Annotated in this window: 25 protein-coding genes; 15 read left to right on the top strand and 10 right to left on the bottom strand. The window is 72.6% G+C overall.

Annotation, left to right across the window (positions count from 1 at the left end):
* Positions 1-12: 12 nt before the first annotated feature.
* A complete protein-coding gene (locus SHK17_RS17400; RefSeq protein WP_322920139.1) occupies positions 13-657 on the bottom strand; it encodes a nucleoside/nucleotide kinase family protein in 645 nt (214 codons plus the stop codon).
* 15 nt (positions 658-672) lie between these two features.
* Entirely contained in the window at positions 673-1,512 is an 840-nt protein-coding gene (locus tag SHK17_RS17395; protein ID WP_322920138.1) for an oxidoreductase, read from the bottom strand.
* A gap of 58 nt (positions 1,513-1,570) precedes the next feature.
* Here SHK17_RS17395 and SHK17_RS17390 point away from each other — a divergent pair, with 58 nt between their 5' ends.
* The 10 genes from SHK17_RS17390 (at position 1,571) to SHK17_RS17345 (ending at position 7,888) form a co-directional block, all read left to right on the top strand.
* Positions 1,571-2,236: a hypothetical protein gene (locus SHK17_RS17390; RefSeq protein ID WP_322920137.1), complete on the top strand. Its 666-nt coding sequence runs from the start codon at positions 1,571-1,573 to the stop codon at positions 2,234-2,236.
* 45 nt (positions 2,237-2,281) lie between these two features.
* On the top strand, positions 2,282-2,503 hold the full coding sequence (locus tag SHK17_RS17385) for a hypothetical protein (protein ID WP_216652038.1): 222 nt from the start codon (positions 2,282-2,284) through the stop codon (positions 2,501-2,503).
* Between the two features lie 94 nt (positions 2,504-2,597).
* Positions 2,598-3,188 (top strand): TetR family transcriptional regulator, encoded by a 591-nt coding sequence (locus tag SHK17_RS17380; protein ID WP_172266477.1) that lies wholly within the window; start codon positions 2,598-2,600, stop codon positions 3,186-3,188.
* Positions 3,185-3,805: a VC0807 family protein gene (locus tag SHK17_RS17375; RefSeq protein ID WP_322920136.1), complete on the top strand. Its 621-nt coding sequence runs from the start codon at positions 3,185-3,187 to the stop codon at positions 3,803-3,805. Before SHK17_RS17380 ends, SHK17_RS17375 begins: the two co-directional genes overlap by 4 nt.
* 18 nt (positions 3,806-3,823) lie before the next feature.
* Positions 3,824-4,960, top strand: a complete 1,137-nt coding sequence (locus SHK17_RS17370) for a serine hydrolase domain-containing protein (RefSeq protein WP_322920135.1) — start codon at positions 3,824-3,826, stop codon at positions 4,958-4,960.
* A 74-nt stretch (positions 4,961-5,034) separates the two neighbouring features.
* The gene (locus tag SHK17_RS17365) at positions 5,035-5,274 is read left to right on the top strand and encodes a hypothetical protein (RefSeq protein WP_322920134.1); all 240 of its coding nucleotides are present in this window, start codon (positions 5,035-5,037) and stop codon (positions 5,272-5,274) included.
* Positions 5,275-5,281: 7 nt separating this feature from the next.
* Positions 5,282-5,782, top strand: a complete 501-nt coding sequence (locus SHK17_RS17360) for a mycothiol transferase (protein WP_322920133.1) — start codon at positions 5,282-5,284, stop codon at positions 5,780-5,782.
* A gap of 13 nt (positions 5,783-5,795) precedes the next feature.
* Complete coding sequence (locus SHK17_RS17355) at positions 5,796-6,437, top strand: PepSY domain-containing protein (protein ID WP_322920132.1); 642 nt, start codon at positions 5,796-5,798, stop codon at positions 6,435-6,437.
* 22 nt (positions 6,438-6,459) lie between these two features.
* Positions 6,460-7,230 carry an MOSC domain-containing protein gene (locus tag SHK17_RS17350; protein WP_322920131.1) on the top strand — a complete coding sequence of 257 codons (771 nt, stop codon included), beginning with the start codon at positions 6,460-6,462 and terminating at the stop codon, positions 7,228-7,230.
* 127 nt (positions 7,231-7,357) lie between these two features.
* The gene (locus tag SHK17_RS17345) at positions 7,358-7,888 is read left to right on the top strand and encodes a Dps family protein (protein ID WP_322920130.1); all 531 of its coding nucleotides are present in this window, start codon (positions 7,358-7,360) and stop codon (positions 7,886-7,888) included.
* 62 nt (positions 7,889-7,950) lie between these two features.
* Here SHK17_RS17345 and SHK17_RS17340 read toward each other — a convergent pair whose 3' ends face one another.
* Positions 7,951-8,688, bottom strand: coding sequence for a hypothetical protein (locus tag SHK17_RS17340; protein WP_322423109.1), 738 nt, complete (start codon positions 8,686-8,688; stop codon positions 7,951-7,953).
* A gap of 46 nt (positions 8,689-8,734) precedes the next feature.
* Positions 8,735-9,385: a TetR/AcrR family transcriptional regulator gene (locus SHK17_RS17335; protein WP_322920129.1), complete on the bottom strand. Its 651-nt coding sequence runs from the start codon at positions 9,383-9,385 to the stop codon at positions 8,735-8,737.
* Between the two features lie 120 nt (positions 9,386-9,505).
* Here SHK17_RS17335 and SHK17_RS17330 point away from each other — a divergent pair, with 120 nt between their 5' ends.
* From SHK17_RS17330 to SHK17_RS17320, 3 genes are read left to right on the top strand one after another with little or no spacing between them, the layout of a single operon-like run.
* Positions 9,506-10,297 (top strand): SDR family NAD(P)-dependent oxidoreductase, encoded by a 792-nt coding sequence (locus tag SHK17_RS17330; RefSeq protein ID WP_322920128.1) that lies wholly within the window; start codon positions 9,506-9,508, stop codon positions 10,295-10,297.
* A 55-nt stretch (positions 10,298-10,352) separates the two neighbouring features.
* On the top strand, positions 10,353-11,480 hold the full coding sequence (locus SHK17_RS17325) for a DUF5938 domain-containing protein (protein WP_322920127.1): 1,128 nt from the start codon (positions 10,353-10,355) through the stop codon (positions 11,478-11,480).
* A 9-nt stretch (positions 11,481-11,489) separates the two neighbouring features.
* Entirely contained in the window at positions 11,490-13,031 is a 1,542-nt protein-coding gene (locus tag SHK17_RS17320; protein WP_322920126.1) for an acyl-CoA synthetase, read from the top strand.
* Here the strand turns inward: SHK17_RS17320 and SHK17_RS17315 are convergent.
* From SHK17_RS17315 to SHK17_RS17300, 4 genes are all read right to left on the bottom strand, one after another.
* Positions 13,009-13,371, bottom strand: a complete 363-nt coding sequence (locus SHK17_RS17315) for a DUF7674 family protein (RefSeq protein ID WP_449867039.1) — start codon at positions 13,369-13,371, stop codon at positions 13,009-13,011. The two genes, SHK17_RS17320 and SHK17_RS17315, sit on opposite strands and share 23 nt — an antisense overlap.
* Positions 13,371-13,655, bottom strand: a complete 285-nt coding sequence (locus tag SHK17_RS17310) for a contact-dependent growth inhibition system immunity protein (RefSeq protein ID WP_322920124.1) — start codon at positions 13,653-13,655, stop codon at positions 13,371-13,373. The genes SHK17_RS17315 and SHK17_RS17310 overlap by 1 nt, the downstream gene beginning before the upstream one ends.
* A gap of 144 nt (positions 13,656-13,799) precedes the next feature.
* On the bottom strand, positions 13,800-14,081 hold the full coding sequence (locus tag SHK17_RS17305) for a contact-dependent growth inhibition system immunity protein (RefSeq protein ID WP_322920123.1): 282 nt from the start codon (positions 14,079-14,081) through the stop codon (positions 13,800-13,802).
* Between the two features lie 8 nt (positions 14,082-14,089).
* On the bottom strand, positions 14,090-15,469 hold the full coding sequence (locus SHK17_RS17300; RefSeq protein WP_322920122.1) for an RNase A-like domain-containing protein: 1,380 nt from the start codon (positions 15,467-15,469) through the stop codon (positions 14,090-14,092).
* 319 nt (positions 15,470-15,788) lie between these two features.
* Here SHK17_RS17300 and SHK17_RS17295 point away from each other — a divergent pair, with 319 nt between their 5' ends.
* Positions 15,789-17,021 carry an HNH endonuclease signature motif containing protein gene (locus SHK17_RS17295; RefSeq protein ID WP_322920121.1) on the top strand — a complete coding sequence of 411 codons (1,233 nt, stop codon included), beginning with the start codon at positions 15,789-15,791 and terminating at the stop codon, positions 17,019-17,021.
* 44 nt (positions 17,022-17,065) lie between these two features.
* Here the strand turns inward: SHK17_RS17295 and SHK17_RS17290 are convergent, their stop codons facing one another.
* Positions 17,066-17,365, bottom strand: coding sequence for a WXG100 family type VII secretion target (locus tag SHK17_RS17290; RefSeq protein ID WP_322920120.1), 300 nt, complete (start codon positions 17,363-17,365; stop codon positions 17,066-17,068).
* Positions 17,362-17,679 (bottom strand): WXG100 family type VII secretion target, encoded by a 318-nt coding sequence (locus SHK17_RS17285; RefSeq protein WP_172266427.1) that lies wholly within the window; start codon positions 17,677-17,679, stop codon positions 17,362-17,364. The genes SHK17_RS17290 and SHK17_RS17285 overlap by 4 nt, the downstream gene beginning before the upstream one ends.
* A gap of 153 nt (positions 17,680-17,832) precedes the next feature.
* On the opposite strand from SHK17_RS17285, the gene SHK17_RS17280 reads away from it, so the two are divergent.
* Positions 17,833-18,348 (top strand): hypothetical protein, encoded by a 516-nt coding sequence (locus tag SHK17_RS17280; RefSeq protein ID WP_322920119.1) that lies wholly within the window; start codon positions 17,833-17,835, stop codon positions 18,346-18,348.
* The last annotated feature ends 11 nt before the right edge of the window (positions 18,349-18,359 follow it).

Below are 18,359 nucleotides of genomic sequence, written 5' to 3'. Positions count from 1 at the left end.
CCCCGGCGGCCGTCAGAAGCGGTCGAGCGGCACGACGACGTCCGCGGCGTCCCGCGTCGCCGCGACCAGCGCGGCGTTCGGCTCGTCGACGGCCTCGACCCACGCCCGAGCGGCGTCGGGCGACTTGCCGAACTGCTCGTGGCGGCGGACCAGCCGCTCGCGTCGTACGTCGGGGTCGACGTCGACGAACCACGCCTCGGCGAGCAGGGGGCGTACGCGCTCCCAGCCGTCGCCGGTGAGCAGGAGGTAGTTGCCCTCAGTCATCACCAGCCGCGCGGACGGCTCGATCGCGATCGCCGCGGCGATGGGCTGCTCGAGGTCGCGCTCGAACCCCGGGACGTAGAGCGTCCCGTCGGGCTCGTCGTGGAGCCGGCGCAGTGCCGCGACGTAGCCGTCCACGTCGAAGGTGTCCGGCGCCCCCTTGCGGTCGCGCCGGCCGAGCCGCTCGAGCTGGACGTCGGCGAGGTGGAAGCCGTCCATCGGCAGATGGCCGACGGCGTCGGGCCCCAAGTGTGATCGCAGCGAGTCGAGCAACAGCGAGGCCAGCGTGGACTTGCCGGCACCGGGCGGCCCGGTGATGCCGAGCACGACCCGACCCGGCCGGTCCACCAGGCCCGCGGCGCGGTCGACCAGGGCGGGCAGGGACGGCACAGGCACGGACGGCGCCGGCACCTAGCGCACCCCGAACGTCCGCCCCACGACCTGGTCGAACACCCGGTCCGGCAGCAGGTCGCGCGAGGTGGTGATCAGCCGGGCGCCCTTGCCGACCGGGTAGCGGGCGGCCGGTCGCCGCGTGGTCGCAGCCTTGACGATCTTGTCCGCCACCTCCTCGGGCGTCGAGGCGCGGCCGGGCCTGTCGAACTCGGTGAGCACCGCGTGCGCCTTGCGGGCGTGGGTGGCGTACGCCCCGGCCCCCGAGCGCTCGAGCAGGGAGTCGCGGGCGATCTCGTTCCACTCGGTGAGGATCGGCCCGGGCTCGATGAGCACGACCTGGATGCCGAAGGGCCGCAGCTCCATGCGCAGGCTGTCGCTGAAGCCCTCCACCGCGAACTTGGTCGCGTGGTACCAGGCGCCGAACGGCTCGTAGAACTTCCCGCCGATCGAGGAGATGTTGACGATCCGGCCCGAGCGTCGCGCGCGCATGTGCGGCGTGACGAGCTGGACCAGGCGGGCGAGGCCGAAGACGTTGACCTCGAACTGCCGCCGCGCCTCCTCGATCGGCACGTCCTCGACGGCGCCGTAGGACCCGTAGCCGGCGTTGTTGACCAGGACGTCGATGCGTCCCTGCTCCTCGATGATGCGGGCGATGCCGGCGACCATCGAGTCGTCGTCGGTGACGTCCATGGCGAAGGTGTGTGCGCCTGCCTCGGCGAGCGGGACCATCCGGTCGACGCGGCGGGCTACGGCGTAGACCGTGAAGCCCCGGTCCAGGAGGGCGAGGGCGGTGCTCTCGCCGATCCCGGACGAGCCTCCGGTCACCAGGGCGACGGGGGCCCCGACACGTGTGTCCATGCCGCGAGCGTAGTGCGGCATCGCGACTAGCCTGCGTGTCGAGGAAGGGAGGTGCCTCGTGCGAGGAGCAGTCCTGGGCGCCGCGCTGGTCGTCGCCCTCGCCGCGTGCGGCGGCGAGCCGGAGCAGAGGGCCGAGCCGGAGCCGACGCCCAGCGCCGGCCCCGCCACCACCGAGGCCGTCGACGAGCCGCTGCCCTGCGTCCCGGGCGCCGAGCCGTTCACCGGCCCGGCCGCCGACGAGTTCGGCGCCGAGCAGGTGATGGCGGCCTACTGCATGCTCGCCGACCTCGCCTTCGCGCAGGAGAGGACCTCGCTGGCGCTGCCGGTGCCCGAGCAGGACGAGCGCGACCTCCGCAGCGTGCGCGCGGTCCTGACGACGTCCGCGCTGGAGCGGTGGCGCGAGCGCGCGGACGTCGACGGCCTCACGCTCCACGACGTACGCCGGGTGCCGCGCGGCTACCAGCGCGCGGACGACGGCCCCTTCGTCTACGGGACCACCGTCGGACCGGCGACCGCGCGGCTCGAGGGTGACGCGCTGAGCCTGTCGTTCGCGCTCGAGACGGGCCTGGTGCTGGAGGAGCGAGGCGACGACACGGGCCGCCACTCGCTGCTCCCGGTGACCCGCGACGCGACGTACGTCCTGGTGCCCGTCGGCGGCGGCTGGAAGGTCGCCGACTGGGAGGCGAAGTTCACGCACGGCCCCGTCCGGCTCGTCTCGGGTTAGTCAAGAAGGTGCCGATCCCACCCGTAAGGGCGCATACTGGGTCAGATGAGCAACCCGAGCGGCTCGCGGCCGAAACACCTGAAGAGCAGCCCCTTCGCTCCCGCCCCCGAGGTCGTCGTGGAGAACTACGACATCGGCGACCGGGTGTCCCATGACCTCTACGGTCTCGGCACGGTGACCAAGGTCGACAGTCACGCCGTGACCGTCGACTTCGGCTCCCAGGCGGTGCGGATCAAGCCGCCCTTCGCCAAGATGCAGCACCTCTGACCCGACTCTCCTGACCCGGCAGGCGACGCGGACGCACTCGGGCGTCCGACCGTCGTCGCTGGACAGTCTTACCTGACCGACGTACTTTTTACTCGTGTCAGTAACTCGCTCCGCCACCTCCGCGGCACGGCGTGCGCAGATCCTCGACGCGACCATCGAGGTCATCGCCGAGGAGGGCTTCGCCCGGGCGAGCTTCGCCCGCATCGCCGAGCGTGCAGGTCTGTCGAGCACCCGGCTGATCTCCTACCACTTCGCCGGCAAGGACGAGCTCGTCGCAGCCCTGGTGGAGCACGTGGTCAGCGGGATCGGCGAGCACGTCGGCGCCCTGGTGGGCGCCGAGACGACGGCGCGCGGTCGGCTGCGGGCGTACGTCGAGGGGGTCGTGGGCCACGCCGACAGCCACCGCGCGCAGATGAGCGCCCTCCTGCAGGTCGTGCTGTCCGGGGCGTGGGGCGCCGGCGGCCCGGTCGGACCGAGCGACGCCAGCCACCTCGAGCGGATCCTGCGGCAGGGGCAGGAGGCAGGCGAGCTGCGGGACTTCGACGTCCGCGTGGTGGCGGCGACCGTCCAGCGGGCCGTCGAGGGGGTGCCGCTGCAGCTGCAGGCCGACCCGGGCCTGGACTGCGCGGCGTACGCCGCCGAGCTGGTCGAGCTGTTCGACCGCGCGACCCGGGCGGACCCGTGACGCTGCTGCGGCCGGTCGTCGGCATCGTCGGGTCGACCGCGCTCTACTACCTGTTGCGCCACCTCGGGGTCAGCGTCTACGCGGCGCTCGTCGTCGGCGCGGTCCTCTCGCTGGTGCCGGCCTGCGTCGCGCTGGTGCGGGGCAGCCGGCCGGGCGGGCTCGAGGCGTTCTTCACCGTCCTGCTGTTCGCGAGCTTCGCGATCTCGCTCGTGCCGGGCGACGAGCGGTTCCTGCTCGCCAAGGACGCGCTGGTCACCGGGGGTGTCGGCGCCTGGTTCCTCGCCAGCCTGCGGTGGGCGGACCGCCCGCTGGCCTACCAGTTCGCCCGGCCGATGGTCGAGGGGCGCCTCGGCTGGCCGGGGGACTGGGAGGGCCTGTGGCAGCGCGAGGCGTGGTGGCGCCGGATGTGGCGGACCTCGAGCATCCTCTGGGCGGTCGGCACCCTGGTCGACGCCGCGGCGCGGGTCGTGATGGCCTACACCCTCCCGCCCGACGCCGTGCCGGGGCTCAACCTCGCGCTCTACGTCGGCACCGCCGTGCTGCTCAACGTCGTCACGACGGTGGTGTACGTCCGCGCGGGGGCGGTCGGCCGCCGACGCGAGCGGACCCCGGCCTGACCGGCGTACGGTCGGACTATGGCTGACCTCGAGGCTGCCCTCCGCCCGCACGTCGACTCCGGCGCGATCCCGGGGCTCGTGGCCCTCGTGGCACGTCATGACGAGGAGGAGGTCGTGGCCCTCGGCCGGCAGGGCACGAGCGGCAGGCCGATGGAGCGCGGCTCGATCTTCCGCGGCGCCTCGATCACCAAGCCCGTCACCGCCGCCCTGGCGATGGTGCTGGTCGACGAGGAGCGGCTCGACCTCGACGCCCCGGTCGCCGACCTGCTGCCCGAGCTCGCCGAGCCGCGGGTGCTGCGGACGCCGGGGAGCGACCTGGACGACACGGTCGCGTGCGAGCGCCCGATCACCGCCCGGCACCTGCTCACCGGGACGGCCGGCCACGGCTTCGCCACCTGGGACTCCACCGTCGTGCCGCTCCTGCTCGAGCGGCTGGGCCAGGCCTCCGACGACATCGGCGAGGTGCCGCCCCCCGACGAGTGGATGCGCCGGCTCGCGGAGATTCCGCTCATGCACCAGCCCGGCGACGGCTGGACCTACAACGCGTCCTACGACGTCCTCGGCGTCCTGCTCGCCCGCGCCGCCGGCCAGGACCTCCCGGACCTCATGGCCGCGCGCCTGCTCGAGCCCCTCGGGATGGTCGACACCGGCTTCTCCGTGCCGCCCGAGAGCCTCGACCGCTTCACCACGCTCTACAGCCACGACGACGCCGGCGTGCTGCAGGTCAGCGACGAGCCCGACGGCGTCTTCACCACGATGCCTCCCTTCCCGTCCGGCAGCGGCGGCCTGGTGACCACTGTCGACGACTGGCTCGCCTTCGGCCGGATGCTGCTCGCCGAGGGCGAGGGCCCGGACGGCCGCGTGCTGTCGGCGGAGTCGGTGCGCCGGATGACGACCGACCAGGTCAGTGCGCAGCACCGCGAGATGGGCGGCTTCTTCCTCGACGGCCAGGGCTGGGGGTTCGGCGGCGGCGTCGACACCGAGCTCATCGACCCGTGGAACGTCGTCGGCCGCTACGGCTGGGTCGGCGGCACGGGCACGTCGGCGTACGTCCACCCGCGCGAGGGCGTCGTCGCGGTCCTGCTCACCCAAGCCGGGCTCGACGGGTCCGTGCTCGAGCTGTTGCAGGCGTTCTGGAGGGCGTCGGCGGGCTGAGCGGGGCCGGGTCCGGGAGGTGGGACACCCCGACGGGCGTGGTGCGTGCCAGTGCCCTCGTTACGGTGGAGCGCATGACCGACGAAGTGCAGCAGGCAGCGATCGAGGCAGCTCAGCGCGTGGTCGAGGAGGTGAGCTCCTGGGAGTACAGCGCCGAGGACGGCACCATCGCCCGGCAGCTCGACGACGGCCTGCAGAAGGCCGGCGTACGCCTCGACGACGACGAGCGCGAGCGCATCCTCGCCGAGATCGACGGCATGAAGGACGAGCAGTCGAGCGCACCGCACGTCCGGTCCGCGACGCCGGTGGAGTGACGCGGCCATGGATGTCCGCGGCGTGCTGACCGAGGGCTTCGGCCGCATCGCCGAGCTCTACGCGAGCGTGGCCGAGGACCTCGACGACGAGACCCTGCACCACCGCCCGGGCGGCACCGGCAACCCGGTCGGCTGGCTGCTGTGGCACCTCGCACGGGTCCAGGACGACCACGTCGCCCACCTGGCCGGTGAGTCGCAGGTGTGGCAGAGGTTCCAGAACCGCTTCGGCCTGCCCAACGGCACCGACGACATCGGCTACGGGCACAGCAGCGAGCAGGTCGACGCCATCCGCATCGAGGACTCCGCACTGCTTGTGGACTACCACCACGAGGTCACCCTGGCGACCGCGCGCTACCTGCAGACCGTCGACGAGGCGGAGCTCGAGCGCGAGGTCGACCAGAGCTGGGACCCGCCCGTGACCGCCGGCCAGCGGTTGATCAGCATCCAGGGCGACTGCCTCCAGCACCTCGGGCAGGCGGCGTACGTCAAGGGCCTGCTCCGGTCCTGACCGGAGGTCCGCCGTGAACCGCAGCCGCCGCGCGTCCGTCGTCGCGACGGGCCCGCTGCTCCTCGCGCTCTCGCTCGGCCTGGCTGCGTGCAGCGACGACGACGAGCCTCCGGCGGACCAGCCCGACGCGCCTGCAGCGGACGACGGAGGTGAGGCCGAGGACCCGCAGGACGAGCCGGGTGACGGCGGGTCGGGCCAGGAGGACGGCGGCATCGGCGCCGGCACTCCGGCGGGTGACACGAAGGCCGGGCTGGCGGCCCGGACCGCGCTCGGCGAGGTCGACGGGACGGTCTTCGCGATCGAGCTCGACGACGGTGCCTGGTCCGTCACGGTCGTGACGCCCGACGGCGTCGAGAACGAGGTGGAGCTCGCCGCCGACGCCACGACCGTCGTCGGCGACCCGGTGGCCGAGTCCGGCGACGACCCGCAGGAGGCCGCCGAGCGCGAGCGCCTCCTCGACGTGCCCGTCGACCACCTGGCGGCGATCGAGGCCGCCCTCGCCGCGGTGCGCGGCTCGGTGTCGACCGTCGAGCTGTCCGAGGACGACGGCGCCGCGGTCTGGGAGGTCGTGCTCGACGAGGACCGGCCCGGCGAGACCACGGTCGAGGTCGACGCCCGCACCGGCGAGGTGCTGCGGACCGAGCGCGACGACTGAGCCCGCTGCCAGACTGAGGACCGTGCCTCCCGAGCTGGTCGTCCGCGCGGTCGGCTTCGCGCCGGTCAAGGGCATGCGCCACCTCGGCCTCGACCACGTCCGGCTCGACGAGCAGGGCCCGGTCGGGGACCGGCAGTGGTGCCTGGTCGACGTCGTCGCGCGGCGCGTGCTGCGCACGGTCCAGCACCCGTCGCTGATCGGGGTCGTGGCACGCACCGAGGGACCGGTGCTGTCGATGACGCTGCCCTCGGGGGACTCGGTCGCCGCGGAGCCGGTGGCCACCGGCGAGACCGTGACCTGCGACTACTGGGGCCGACCGGTCGACCTGGCGCTGACGGACGGCCCGCACGCCGGCCTCGTGTCCGACCATCTCGGGCGCGACGTACGCCTCGCAGCCGCGCCGCGGGGCGGCGTCGTCTTCAACGCGCCCGTGACGCTCGTCGGCACCGCCTCGATCGAGCACCTCGCGCGTACCACCGGTCACCCGGCCCTGGTCCACGAGGCGGGGCGGTTCCGCGCCACGCTCGTGGTGGAGACCGACCAGCCCTTCGTCGAGGACACGTGGCTCGGCACGGAGGTCGCCGTCGGACAGGCACGCCTGCGCATCGGCGGGCCGGTCCCGCGGTGCGCCGTGGTGGACAGCCATCCCGTGACGGGCGAGAAGGACGTCCGGCTGCTCAGGGCGATGGCCGGGTCACGGCCGACCAACGCGGCGGGGGAGCCGATGCTCGGGATGTACGCCGCGTGCGTGGCGCCCGGCGTCGTGCCGGTCGGCAGAGCAGCAGTCGGCTGAGCAGCGGTCGGCTGAGCAGCGGTCGGCTGAGCAGAGAGGCGTAGGTCAGCCTCTCCTTACTGGAATCGTTCAAGAAAAGGGTGTTGAGTAGGCGCCGACCGACAGAGCCGACAGAGAGGAAGCTCCCATGACCCAGACGGCCAACCGGACCTCCGCGACCCACACCTCCCACCCTGCCTTCCAGGCCTCCGAGCGTCTCGCCGGACACCTGCAGCAGCTGCTCGTCGACCTGACCGACCTCCACATCCAGGGCAAGCAGGCCCACTGGAACGTGGTCGGCAAGAACTTCCGCGACCTCCACCTCGTCCTCGACGAGGTCGTCGAGGCCGCACGCGGGTTCTCCGACGACGTCGCCGAGCGCATGCGCGCCGTCTACGTCACCCCCGACGCCCGGGCGAAGTCCGTGGCGGCCCAGACCTCGCTGCCGGAGTTCCCCTCCGACGAGGTCAACACCGGCGACTGCGTCGACCTCATCGTCGCCGCGCTCTACGCCGTCGCGCGCACGGGTCGCCGCATCCACGACGAGGTGGACGCCGAGGACCCGACGTCCGCCGACATGATCCACGCGATCCTCGAGCGCCTCGAGCAGCTCGCGTGGATGATCGACGCGGAGAACCGCGTCGCCAACAGCAGCCTGCCCCGCTCCTGGAGCGAGTGAGCAGCGCAGCAGCGCGTCGGAGGGGGTCGGCTCGGTGAGCCGGCCCCCTCGGCACGTCCGGGTCAGCCGCAGGGCACCGAGCCCAGGCGGGCCAGTCCCTCGCGGTCGCCCGGCCCCAGCTCCACCTGGCCGGTGCTGTCGGCGAACATGAGCTCCAACGGCTCCTCGACGTGGTCGAGCCCGACCACGTGGGCCAGCTCGTGGAGCACGATCGCCTCCATCAGCCGCGGCACCTGGTCGACGGAGGCGTCGGTGAACACGTCGACGTCGAGCACGACGCCACCGGTCACGTAGTAGCGACGGCCGCGACCGCCCTCCTCCGAGGCCGCGCCACCGATGCCGGCGACCGCTCCCTCGAGCTGGGGGAACTCGACGTCGTCGGCCCAGCCGATGACGACCGGCCGGCTCCCGCCGAGCGGGACGAACGATCCGGTGAAGGGCCGGCGGTCGGTGTCGCCGTCGTCCTCGAAGGCCAGGCCGGTGGCCGCCGAGATCCGGCTGACGGCGCGGTCGACGAGCGCCCGCGCGCCCTCGGGCATCCCGGCCGGGTTGACGGCGTACGGCACCGGCGAGCACGGGTCCCAGGCGACCGGCTGGTCCGAGCCGCGCTGCGTGGCCGCGAAGGCGTACGCCCCCCGGGAGGCCTCGATGGGCGGCGCCGGGAGGATGCGCTCGCCGCCGATGCCGACGAGGCGGCGCACGGAGCCCATCTGGGCGGAGGGGTGGAAGACGACGACCGCGGCCAGGAGCGCCGCGGTCACGACGAACGACAGCACGGTCGAGGTCGTCGGTCGGGGCACCCGACGAGTATCGCCCGGGACCCCTGGGGGGCGGGGCGGAACCGGCTCAGCGCAGCAGTGCCGGGAGCAGGCCGTCGACCCGGCCGGTGAGCACCGCGAGCGCGTCCTCGCGGGCATCGGCGGGACCGGCCGCCCAGGCGAGCAGGGTCTGGGCGAAGAGCCCGTCGAGCATGCCGTAGCAGGTCGAGGAGTCGACGGCGGGCTGCTGGTCGGCGAGCGCGGCGTAGCGGGAGACGACCCGCCAGATCATGGCCTCGAGCTGGCCGTCGATCTCGAGGACCACCTCGCGGAGCGCCGGCTCGAACATCGACTGGTTGCGCAGGTCGTACCAGAGCTGGTGCATCGGACCCTCCTCGCGGATGGTCTCGGCGAGCTTGGCGGCGAAGCGCGTCCGGAGCTCGTCGGCCGACGTCGAGGTCTCGACGATCTCGTCGTAGCGGGTCACGCAGCTGCGCTTGTAGTAGCGCACGCAGTAGGTGATGAGCTCCTGCTTGTCGGCGAAGTAGTAGTGCACGACGCCGTGCGAGAAGGGGGAGTGCTGGGCGATCTCGCGCAGCGAGGTCCGGGCGTAGCCCAGCTTGCCGAGCGTCACCAGCGCGGACTCCGCGAGCTGGTCGCGGCGGTTGTCGTGCTTGCTCACGCGCGCGGCCGCCGACGCCACGGGATCGGCGACGGAGGAGGCGGAGCGGGCGGCCATGCGGCTGATCCTACGCACACGGGCCGCGTCTTGACATGTGACCAAAGATTTCCTTGACACTTGTCAAGACACAGGAGCAGTGTGACGGCCATCACCCACCAGCCTCCTGAGGAGACCTCGATGAGCGGAACCGACCTGACCGGACGCGTCGCACTCGTGACGGGAGGCGCGCAGGGGCTGGGCGAGGGCATGGCCCGCGCGCTGGCCGCCGCCGGGGCCCGCGTGATGATCGCCGACGTCAACGAGGCGGGCTCGGAGACGGCCGCGAGCCTGGGCGACGGACACGGGTTCGTGCACCTCGACGTGACCGACGAGGCCGGCTGGGAGGCGGCGGCCAGCGCCTGCGTCGACCGGCTCGGCGGACTCGACGTCCTGGTCAACAACGCAGGCATCGAGATCAGCAGCCTCATCACCGAGGTCGAGGTCGACGACATCCGCAGGATGCTCGAGGTCAACGTGCTCGGCACCACCCTCGGGCTCAAGCACGGCCTCCGCACGATGCGCCCGGACGGGGCCGCCGGCAAGGGCGGCACCATCATCAACATCTCCTCGGTGGCCGCGACCATCGCCTTCCCGGCGATCTCGGTCTACAGCGGCACCAAGTCGGCGGTCGACCGGCTCACCCGCGTCGCCGCGATGGAGTCCGGCAAGCTCGGCTACGGCGTACGCGTCAACTGCGTCTATCCCGGACTCGTGCCGACCGCGATGGGCGCGGGCCTCGCCGACGACATGGCGCGGCTAGGGCTCTACGGCAGCGCCGAGGAGGCGGTGGGCGCCGTCATCGAGCTCACGCCGTCCGGGCGGCTCGGAGAGGTGCAGGACATGGCCGACGCCGTCGTGTTCCTCGCCTCCGACGCGGCCCGCTTCATCAACGGCGCCGGCATCCCCGTCGACGGCGGGATGGGCATGTGACCAGCCCTCGTCCCCTCCGTCCGTCCGCCGTCCCCACCGCCCGAGAGGCACAGTCATGAGCGAGAAGAAGGTCGTCGTCTACGGAGCGTCCGGCTACACCGGTCGCCTGATCTGCGAGTACCTGCGCGAGCACCACGTCCCGTTCGTCGCGGCCGGGCGGAGCCAGGAGAAGCTCGAGTCCTCGCTGGCCCACAACGTCGCCGGCGTCGAGACGGCCGACTACGAGGTGAGGACGGTCGAGCACGACGTCGAGAGCATCGCCGAGCTCCTCGACGGCGCCTCCGTCGTGCTCAACACGGTGGGTCCGTTCAGCACGCTCGGCCCCACCGTCGTCGAGGCGGCGCTGCGGGCGGGGGTGCACTACACCGACACCACCGGCGAGCAGGACTGGCTGATGGCGTGCGACGAGCAGTGGGGCGAGCGGTACGCCGAGGCGGGGCTGCTGCTGTCGCCCGGGATCGCGCAGATGTACACCACCGGCGAGATCGCCGCGCAGCTCTGCCTCGAGAAGCCGGGCCTGGACACCCTCGACATCGCCGTCTTCTGGGGCGGCTCCCCGACGATCGCCTCGACCGAGACGATCCTCGTCAACGCCGCCTCGTCGGCCGCGCACTACCTCGAGCAGAACGCGTACGTCCCCTTCGACCCCGCGCAGGGGCTGGTGCCGCTGGTCGTCCCCGGCCAGCACGAGCTCGCCCAGTCCCTGCCGTGGGGCGGCACCTCGCACCCGGTGTGGTTCCGCCGAGACCCGCGGGTGGCCACCTGCAAGGCGCAGGGAGGCGTCTTCAACGCGGCGCTGATGAACGGCGTGCCGCAGATCGTCGCCGGCGCGGTCGAGGCGACCAAGGACATGAATGCCGACGACCGCGCGGCCGCACTGACCGCCACGGCGCGCCAGGTGATGGACCAGATGCCGCCGCGCGAGAACCCGCGGGTCAACAAGTCGCTCGACTCGGTGCACGCGTCGGGTCCGCTCGGCCGCGCGCACTGCGTCATCCACGGCAACTCCAACTACAAGCAGACCGGCCTCCTGCAGGCCTACGCCGCCTACGCGCTGCTGCAGCAGCCGCCGCGGCGGGTCGGCTTCGCCTCGGGCTGCCAGGCGTTCGGCCACCACGAGCTGCTCGGGGTGCTGCGCTCGTTCGGCCTGGTGTCCGCGCCCGTGCTCACCACGCAGGACTGAGCCGGCCCGATGCGGCTGCACGATTACCTCGACAAGGGCGCCAGCCTCGGCGCGGACCGCCCCTGCCTGACCACCGACGGCACCTCGTCGTCCTACGCCGAGGTGGTGGCGCTGTCGCACCGGGTCGCGGCCGCGCTGGTGGCGCGCGGCCTGGGCGACGGCGGTCGGGTCGCGATCCTCTCGGCCAACGACCCGGTGGCGTTCACCTGCGTCTTCGGGATCAGCCGCGCCGGTGGCGTGTGGTGCCCCATCAACCCGCGCAACGAGGCGGCGGAGAACCGGGAGCTGCTCGCGCTCTTCGACGCCGAGGTCGTCGTCTACGCGTCGGGCTTCGCCCCGCTCGTCGCCGGGATCCGCGACGACCTGCCCGGCGTGCACACGTGGGTCTGCCTCGACGCGCCGGACGCCGGCGCGCTCACGTGGCAGGCCTTCCTCGACCACGGCACGTCCATCGTCGTGGCCGACCACCCCCAGCTCCCCGGTGTCGACGGGCAAGCAATGCTGGTCGGCACCGGGGGCACCACAGGTCGGCCGAAGGGCGTCATGCTGACGCCGACCAACCTGGAGACGATGACCGCGCTCACGCTGATGGGCTACCCGTTCGACGGGCGGCCGGTCTACCTCGCGCTGGCGCCGCTCACCCACGCGGCCGGCGTGCTGTGCTTCCCGGTGCTGGCGCTCGGCGGCGAGGTCGTCATCATGCGCACGCCCGATGTCGAGGGCTTCCTGCGGCTGGTGGAGGCGCACGGCGTCACCCACACGTTCCTGCCGCCGACGCTGATCTACATGGTGCTCGGCAGCCCGTCGCTGGACTCGACGGACCTCAGCAGCCTGCAGTGCTTCTGGTACGGCGCCGCGCCCATGTCGGCGTCGCGGCTCGAGGAGGCGCTGGTGCGGATCGGGCCGGTCATGGCGCAGCTGTTCGGCCAGACCGAGGCGCCGATGATGATCTCGATGATGCCGCCGGCCGACCACTTCCGCGCCGACGGGACGATCGCCGTCGAGCGGCTCACCAGCGCCGGTCGTCCCGCGCCCCTCGTGACCGTCGCGATCCTCGACCCGTCCGACCGGCCGGTCGCGACCGGCGAGCGCGGCGAGATCTGCGCGCGGTCGTCGCTGGTGATGGCGGGCTACTGGAAGGACCCGGTCGAGACCGCGACCACGCTCCGCAACGGCTGGCTGCACACCGGCGACATCGGGTTCCTCGACGAGGAGGGCTTCCTCCACATCGTCGACCGCGCGAAGGACATGATCATCACTGGCGGGTTCAACGTGTACTCGACCGAGGTCGAGCAGGCGGTCCTCGCCCACGCCGCCGTCCAGGACTGCGCCGTCATCGGGCTGCCCGACGACAAGTGGGGCGAGCGCGTGGTGGTCGTCGTCCAGGCCCACCCGGGGGCGTCCGTGGACACCGACGAGCTGACCGCCTTCGTGAAGCAGCGGATCGGGTCGGTGAAGGCGCCCAAGGAGGTCCACGTCTGGTCCGACCTGCCCCGGTCGAAGGTGGGGAAGGTGTTGAAGACGGAGATCAAGCGGGAGCTGGTGGGGTGATCAGACCCGCGATCTCGGCTCGCGAGTGCAGGCCCGGGCCCAGCATGTCGAGCACCGCCGCACCTTCCGGCAGAGCGGGCAGCATTTCGACCATCCCGACGTCGATCAGGTTGCGGGTGTCGAAGTCGCCCTCCTCGAACTCCACCTCCAGCCAGTCGAGCACGTCTCTGACGGCGTCGGCCTCTGTCGCGCTGTGCTGGTGCAGCCATGCGGCGACGTCGCCCATGAACAGGTAGGCGAGGAGCTCGCCCTCCTGGTCCGCGAGGTGCTCATCGAGCAGCGGCTTGAGCGCCGAAGCGTGCTCGACGAGGCGGTGCGTGAAGTCGGCTTCGGCTGTCATCACGCAGTACCGGCTCGTATCTGGTCCCGCACCTCCATGAGCCAGCGCCGGTAGTCGTCATCGCGCTCGCCGGCCCAGTAGTCCGGTCCCCACTCGTCCAGCCGGCGTTGCAGCGCACCCTCCGGAAGATCCTCGGACAGGAGGAGGTCGATCTCGTCAGCGCAGGCGGCCGTCACCTCGGGCCGCTCCTGGAGGAAGACTGCGACCGTGTCCGATGACCGGCCGCCGTCGCTGTCCCAGTCCTGGTGGAAGTAGGTGGACAGCAGGTAGGGCAGGGATTCCATGGTTCCTTCCTCAGTCCTGGTCTCCTCGTGAGCCGGTCGTAGGCCTCGCCCGCGAGGCGCAGGACTTCGTCGGGGTGATCGAGACGGCTGCCGATGAACGCTCCTCCTCGAGGTCGTCGACCGCCGCTGACGATGTGCCCGGCGTCACCGGGTCGCGATCCTCTCGAGCCGATCTCGCACGAGTTCGAGCCAGAGCTGATCGCCCTCCGGCGGGCTGTAGGAGCACCCCAGCTCCCGGAGCTCGAGTCCGAGCTCTGCGTCGGCCAGCTGCAGTGACAGGAGGGTCCGGATGTCGTGGGCGGCGCCGGCGACCCGCCCAGGCGATCGAAGGGCGAAGTCGTCGACGGCTGCCTCCCACGAGGAGTACTCGGCCTCGTCCCAGTCCTCGTAGAAGTAGGCGCTGAACAGGTGTGCTGCGTCGTCCATCGTGTCTCCTAGTCTGGGTAGGCGGTCAGGAGGTGCCAGCCGCCGCGGTTGCTCGGGATGAGGACGACCTTCACCGCAGTGGGAGTGAGTGTCGTGCCATCGGCAAGCAGCACAGTGCCGGTCGACTCTCCCAGATCCAGCCGAAGCACCAGCTTGTCCGATCCGCCCGGATCTACCCACGCGCGGATCCTGTCGGCGTAGTGATCCAGCACCCGGTCGATGCTCCGCTCGGCCGTCGCTTGGTCGACGAACGACGAGGCCTGCCGACGGGTGGTGTCTGCCAGCCGCTCAGCAAGTTCCTCTGCGCTCTTGCCGACATGGCGCTCGATCGTGTGTCCGGGCGGCACCTCGTGCTCCTTCAGCCAGCCCGGTCTGCGGTCCCGCCCCAGCCAGCTGGTCGGGTGCTTCATGCTGCCGCGCTCACCTCGCGCCGGCAAGCGGACGAACCTCTCGACGCGTGACCTGATGACAACGAGGTCGTCGACGGCCCGGTCGAGGCGGGCGGCGGCCGTCGTCACGCCGGCGCGGAGCGCTGTGAGGAGGGCGTGGAAGCGAGGCGCCTGCGCACGGACCCGGGCCGCCGCGGCGCCGAGTGCCGCCCCGCCGGCCAGGCCGCCGGTCAGGCCGGTGACGGTCGCCGACACGGCCGCGCCCTCGACGATCATCTGGGCGATCTCCGCCAGCAGGGCTCGGGTGCGTTCCCGTACGGCCTCGACCGCGTCGGCGTACTCCTCGCACGCAGTCGCCACGGACGACAGCTCCCAGGCGGTGTCGCCCACGAGTGATCCGAGGTCGGTCAGCGCGTCGACCGCGAGCGGCACCTCGGGGGAGCGTTGCAGCTCGACGAGCGCCACGGCGGCCTCGAGGTGGTCGACCAGCCCGGCGGTCGCCGCCGCGGCCCGCCGCCACTCGGCAGCCGCCGACCTCAGTCCGTCCACGTCGGCGGAGGGCCAGACGAAGCCCTCGACCTGGTCGAGGATCCAGGCGTCCACGGTGCCGAGGGAGGGTTCCTGGCCGCCGACGCTCGGGGGCAGCTGTGGCGGCTGCACCCGGACGTAGGAGTCGGCCAGTCCGCCGCCGACGTAGGCAGCGGTGCGCACCCCGGCCGAGGCCGACTCCGCGGCCGCGTGCTCGGCGCCGGTCGCCTCGAGCAGCCGGCCGGCACCGATGAAGGCGTGGGTGAGGTCGGCGAGTGCGGCGAGCGACTCATGGGCACCCGAGTCGTACGCACGGGCGAAGGTGGCGGACGTCGCGTCGTTGCCGGCCATGCCGCCGTGGTGGCCGAGGCGCGCGGCGAGCGCCTGCGTGAGCACTGCCGCGGTCTGGTTGGCGGTCAGGCAGGCGTCCGCAGCCCGGGTGAACCCGCCGCACTCCACACTGATCTGCACCCCTCCACCTTGATGCGGTCGGCGGGCTCCCGCCATCCCTCTGTCGCAATTTGTGGAGAGGAACGGTTGCGACTCTATTCGAACACAGGTACGATGGGAGAAGCACGTCGATCCACCCGGTCCAGAGCGTCCGGCAGTCCCGGCTCCTCGAGGAGAAGGTCGGGCTGAGGGTCGGGACAGTCGTCCAGAGAACTCCGGTTGGTGCTCCGGAGACGCCACCTGGCTCACGGACGACGAGCTGGCAGCCGAGCCGACATGCCTCACCGCCCACCCCGGAGACCGGGTGGAGTCCGTGGAGTGTGTCGAGGAGGTGACCCCGATGGAAGCAGTGAACGCCTACGTCGCGTGTGCCGACGACATCGCCGCGGCCATCAAGGGCGTCGCCCACCTCGAGCCGATGTTCCTCGCCACCGCTGACAAGGAAGCGGCGCTCCTGGCGCTCGCGGAGGCGCGGTCCCGCCTCGACGCCCTCGCGTTGCGGGTGCTGGCCGCATCCGACGATGTCGGGGAGGCGCACGGGCTCAAGGACGCTGCTGCCTGGCTCGCCGTGAAGAGCCGCTCGACCCGACGGGCGACGCGCGCCGACCTGGCGCTGGCGCGCGCACTCGAGCAGCACGGCGAGGTGGCCGACGCCCTGGCCTCGGGTGTCCTGCGCACGGAGCAGGCCCGATCGATCGTCGGCGCCGTCGACGCGCTGCCGCGCTCGGTCACCACGCAGACACGTGAGCTGGCCCGCGACACGATGCTCGGGCTGGCTGCCCACCACGACGCCCACGACCTGCGCCAGATCGGCAAGCGGATCCTCGACGTCGTGGCGCCCGAGGTGGGGGAGTGCCACGAGGCGAGGCTGCTCGCCGAGGAGGAGGCCCGGGCGGCCGCCACCGTCGAGCTGTCGCTCGTCGACGACGGCGAGGGTCGGTGCCGCGGCCGGTTCACGGTGCCCTCCCACGTCGGCGCGATGCTCCGACGGCACCTGCTGGCGCTGGCCAACCCCGCCCGCCACACGCCGGAGGAGCTCACGGACGAGGGCGGCGCGTGGAAGCCCCTGGACCGGCGACTCGGCGAGGCGTTCGTCGAGTACGTCGAGCGCTACCCCGTCGACCACACGCCGCAGACGGCCGGGGTCAACGCCACCGTGGTGGTCACCATGACGCTCGAGCAGCTCATGGGCGAGCACGCGACGGCCCTCCTCGACGACGGCAGCCGGATGAGCGCCGGCGAGGCGCGCCGGCTGGCCTGTGAGGCAGGCATCATCCCGGCCGTCCTCGGCACGGCGTCGCAGCCCCTCGACCTCGGCCGTACGGCCCGCCTCTTCACCAAGGCGCAACGCGTCGCTCTCGGCCTACGCGACCGCGGCTGCACCGCCCGCGGTTGCGACACCACGGCATCCGGCTGCCACGCCCACCACGACGCCCCGTGGTCGCGCCGGGGACTGACGGACCTCACCAACGGACGGTTGCTCTGTCCCCGCCACCACCGGCTCGCGCACGACGCCCGCTACGAGATGGAGGTCCATGCGGACAACTCCGTGACCTACGTCAGACGCAGATAGGCCGACCGTGGCGGGAGGTGAACAACAGGGATCGGGCGCGGGACTCAGGCCGTGACCTGCGCCCACCGGGCGAGGTTGGCGTCGACGGCCCGCGAGTAGTGCTCGTCGGCTGCCGTGGCGATCGCCGTCAGCGCGGCGAGGGCTGCCACCATGTCGGCGCGCCGGCTGCGCCAGGCGTCGTACGACGCTTCCTCCGCCGCGCTCGCCTGCCCGGACCACCCGGCCTGCAGCTGGTCGTGGGCCTGGTCGACGTCGTAGGCGAGGGCGAGGAGGCCGCGGTGGCAGGAGGCCAGCTCGCTCACGGCACGGCGCAGCTCGTCGAGGTCCACGTCGAAGGCGGTCATCCGAGCCGCCCGCCGAGGTCGGTCGCCCGGTCGGCGCCGTGGGACTCGGCCGTCTCGACGTCGCGGCGGGCGAGGTCGATGGCGCCGAGCAGTGCGGACAGCGAGTCGACCACCTCCGCGGCGGCGTCGTCCCACTCCCGCCACCGAGTGGCGAAATGGGTAGCGGCGTCGCCGCGCCAGGAGGCGAGGAGCGCGTCGACGGTGCGCTCGGCGGCGTGGCGCCGCTCGTCGAGCTCGGCCAGGCGCGCGGCGAGGCGGGGTGTGGCCGCGTCGTGCGCGGCGAGGTCGTAGGCGAGGCTTCCCGAGAGGATCACGTACCGACCCTGACCCGGGGCGGCGTGCCGGCGACACCCCCTCCGTGCGATCTGTGGAGAACGTCGTCGTCCCTCTCCACAGGTCTGGGTGGACGGGTTTCCGTCCGCCCGCGACGGGCAGAGGCTGGCCACGTTCGACGACGAGGAGTACCCATGCTCGACGCACTCGGCTTCACCGGCTCCGTCCGGGTCGCACCGCCGCTCAACCCGGCGGAGACCGGCTTCCTCCGCGCGCTCACGGACTCGGGACGCACGCTGCGCAGCACGCCGACGGGGCGGGGCGACGACGCCGTGCCGTTCGCCCGGCTCGCCTGGGTCGCCTGCCTGCGCGGGTGCTGCCTGGAGTGGGACGGGTCCGAGGCGACGCGGTGGATGGCGCCGTCCCTCGAGTTCCTCGTCGAGCACCTGCTGGCCCCGGGCGCCCTCGGCAAGGGCCGCCCGCGGTTCGAGGACTTCACCTTCGACCACGTCCTCGACGGGGCGGTGGTCGGTCGGTCGTACGACGACGCGGAGCCCTGGCTCGTGGAGGTCACGGGCAACCGGACGTCAGGTCGTACGCTGCGCGCGCCGTGCGGCGAGGAAGCCGACGAGGACGACGCGGACGCGTCGCCGTCCGCGATGCCGACGCTCGCCGCCAACGTCATCGCCTTCCGGCCGCGCCGCGCCTGAGGCGGCAGCGA

The sequence above is a fragment of the Nocardioides renjunii genome (genome assembly GCF_034661175.1).
Classification (GTDB): domain Bacteria; phylum Actinomycetota; class Actinomycetes; order Propionibacteriales; family Nocardioidaceae; genus Nocardioides; species Nocardioides renjunii.
The sequence above is the reverse complement of the archived record's forward strand: the minus strand, read 5'-3'. Positions and strand labels throughout refer to the sequence as shown.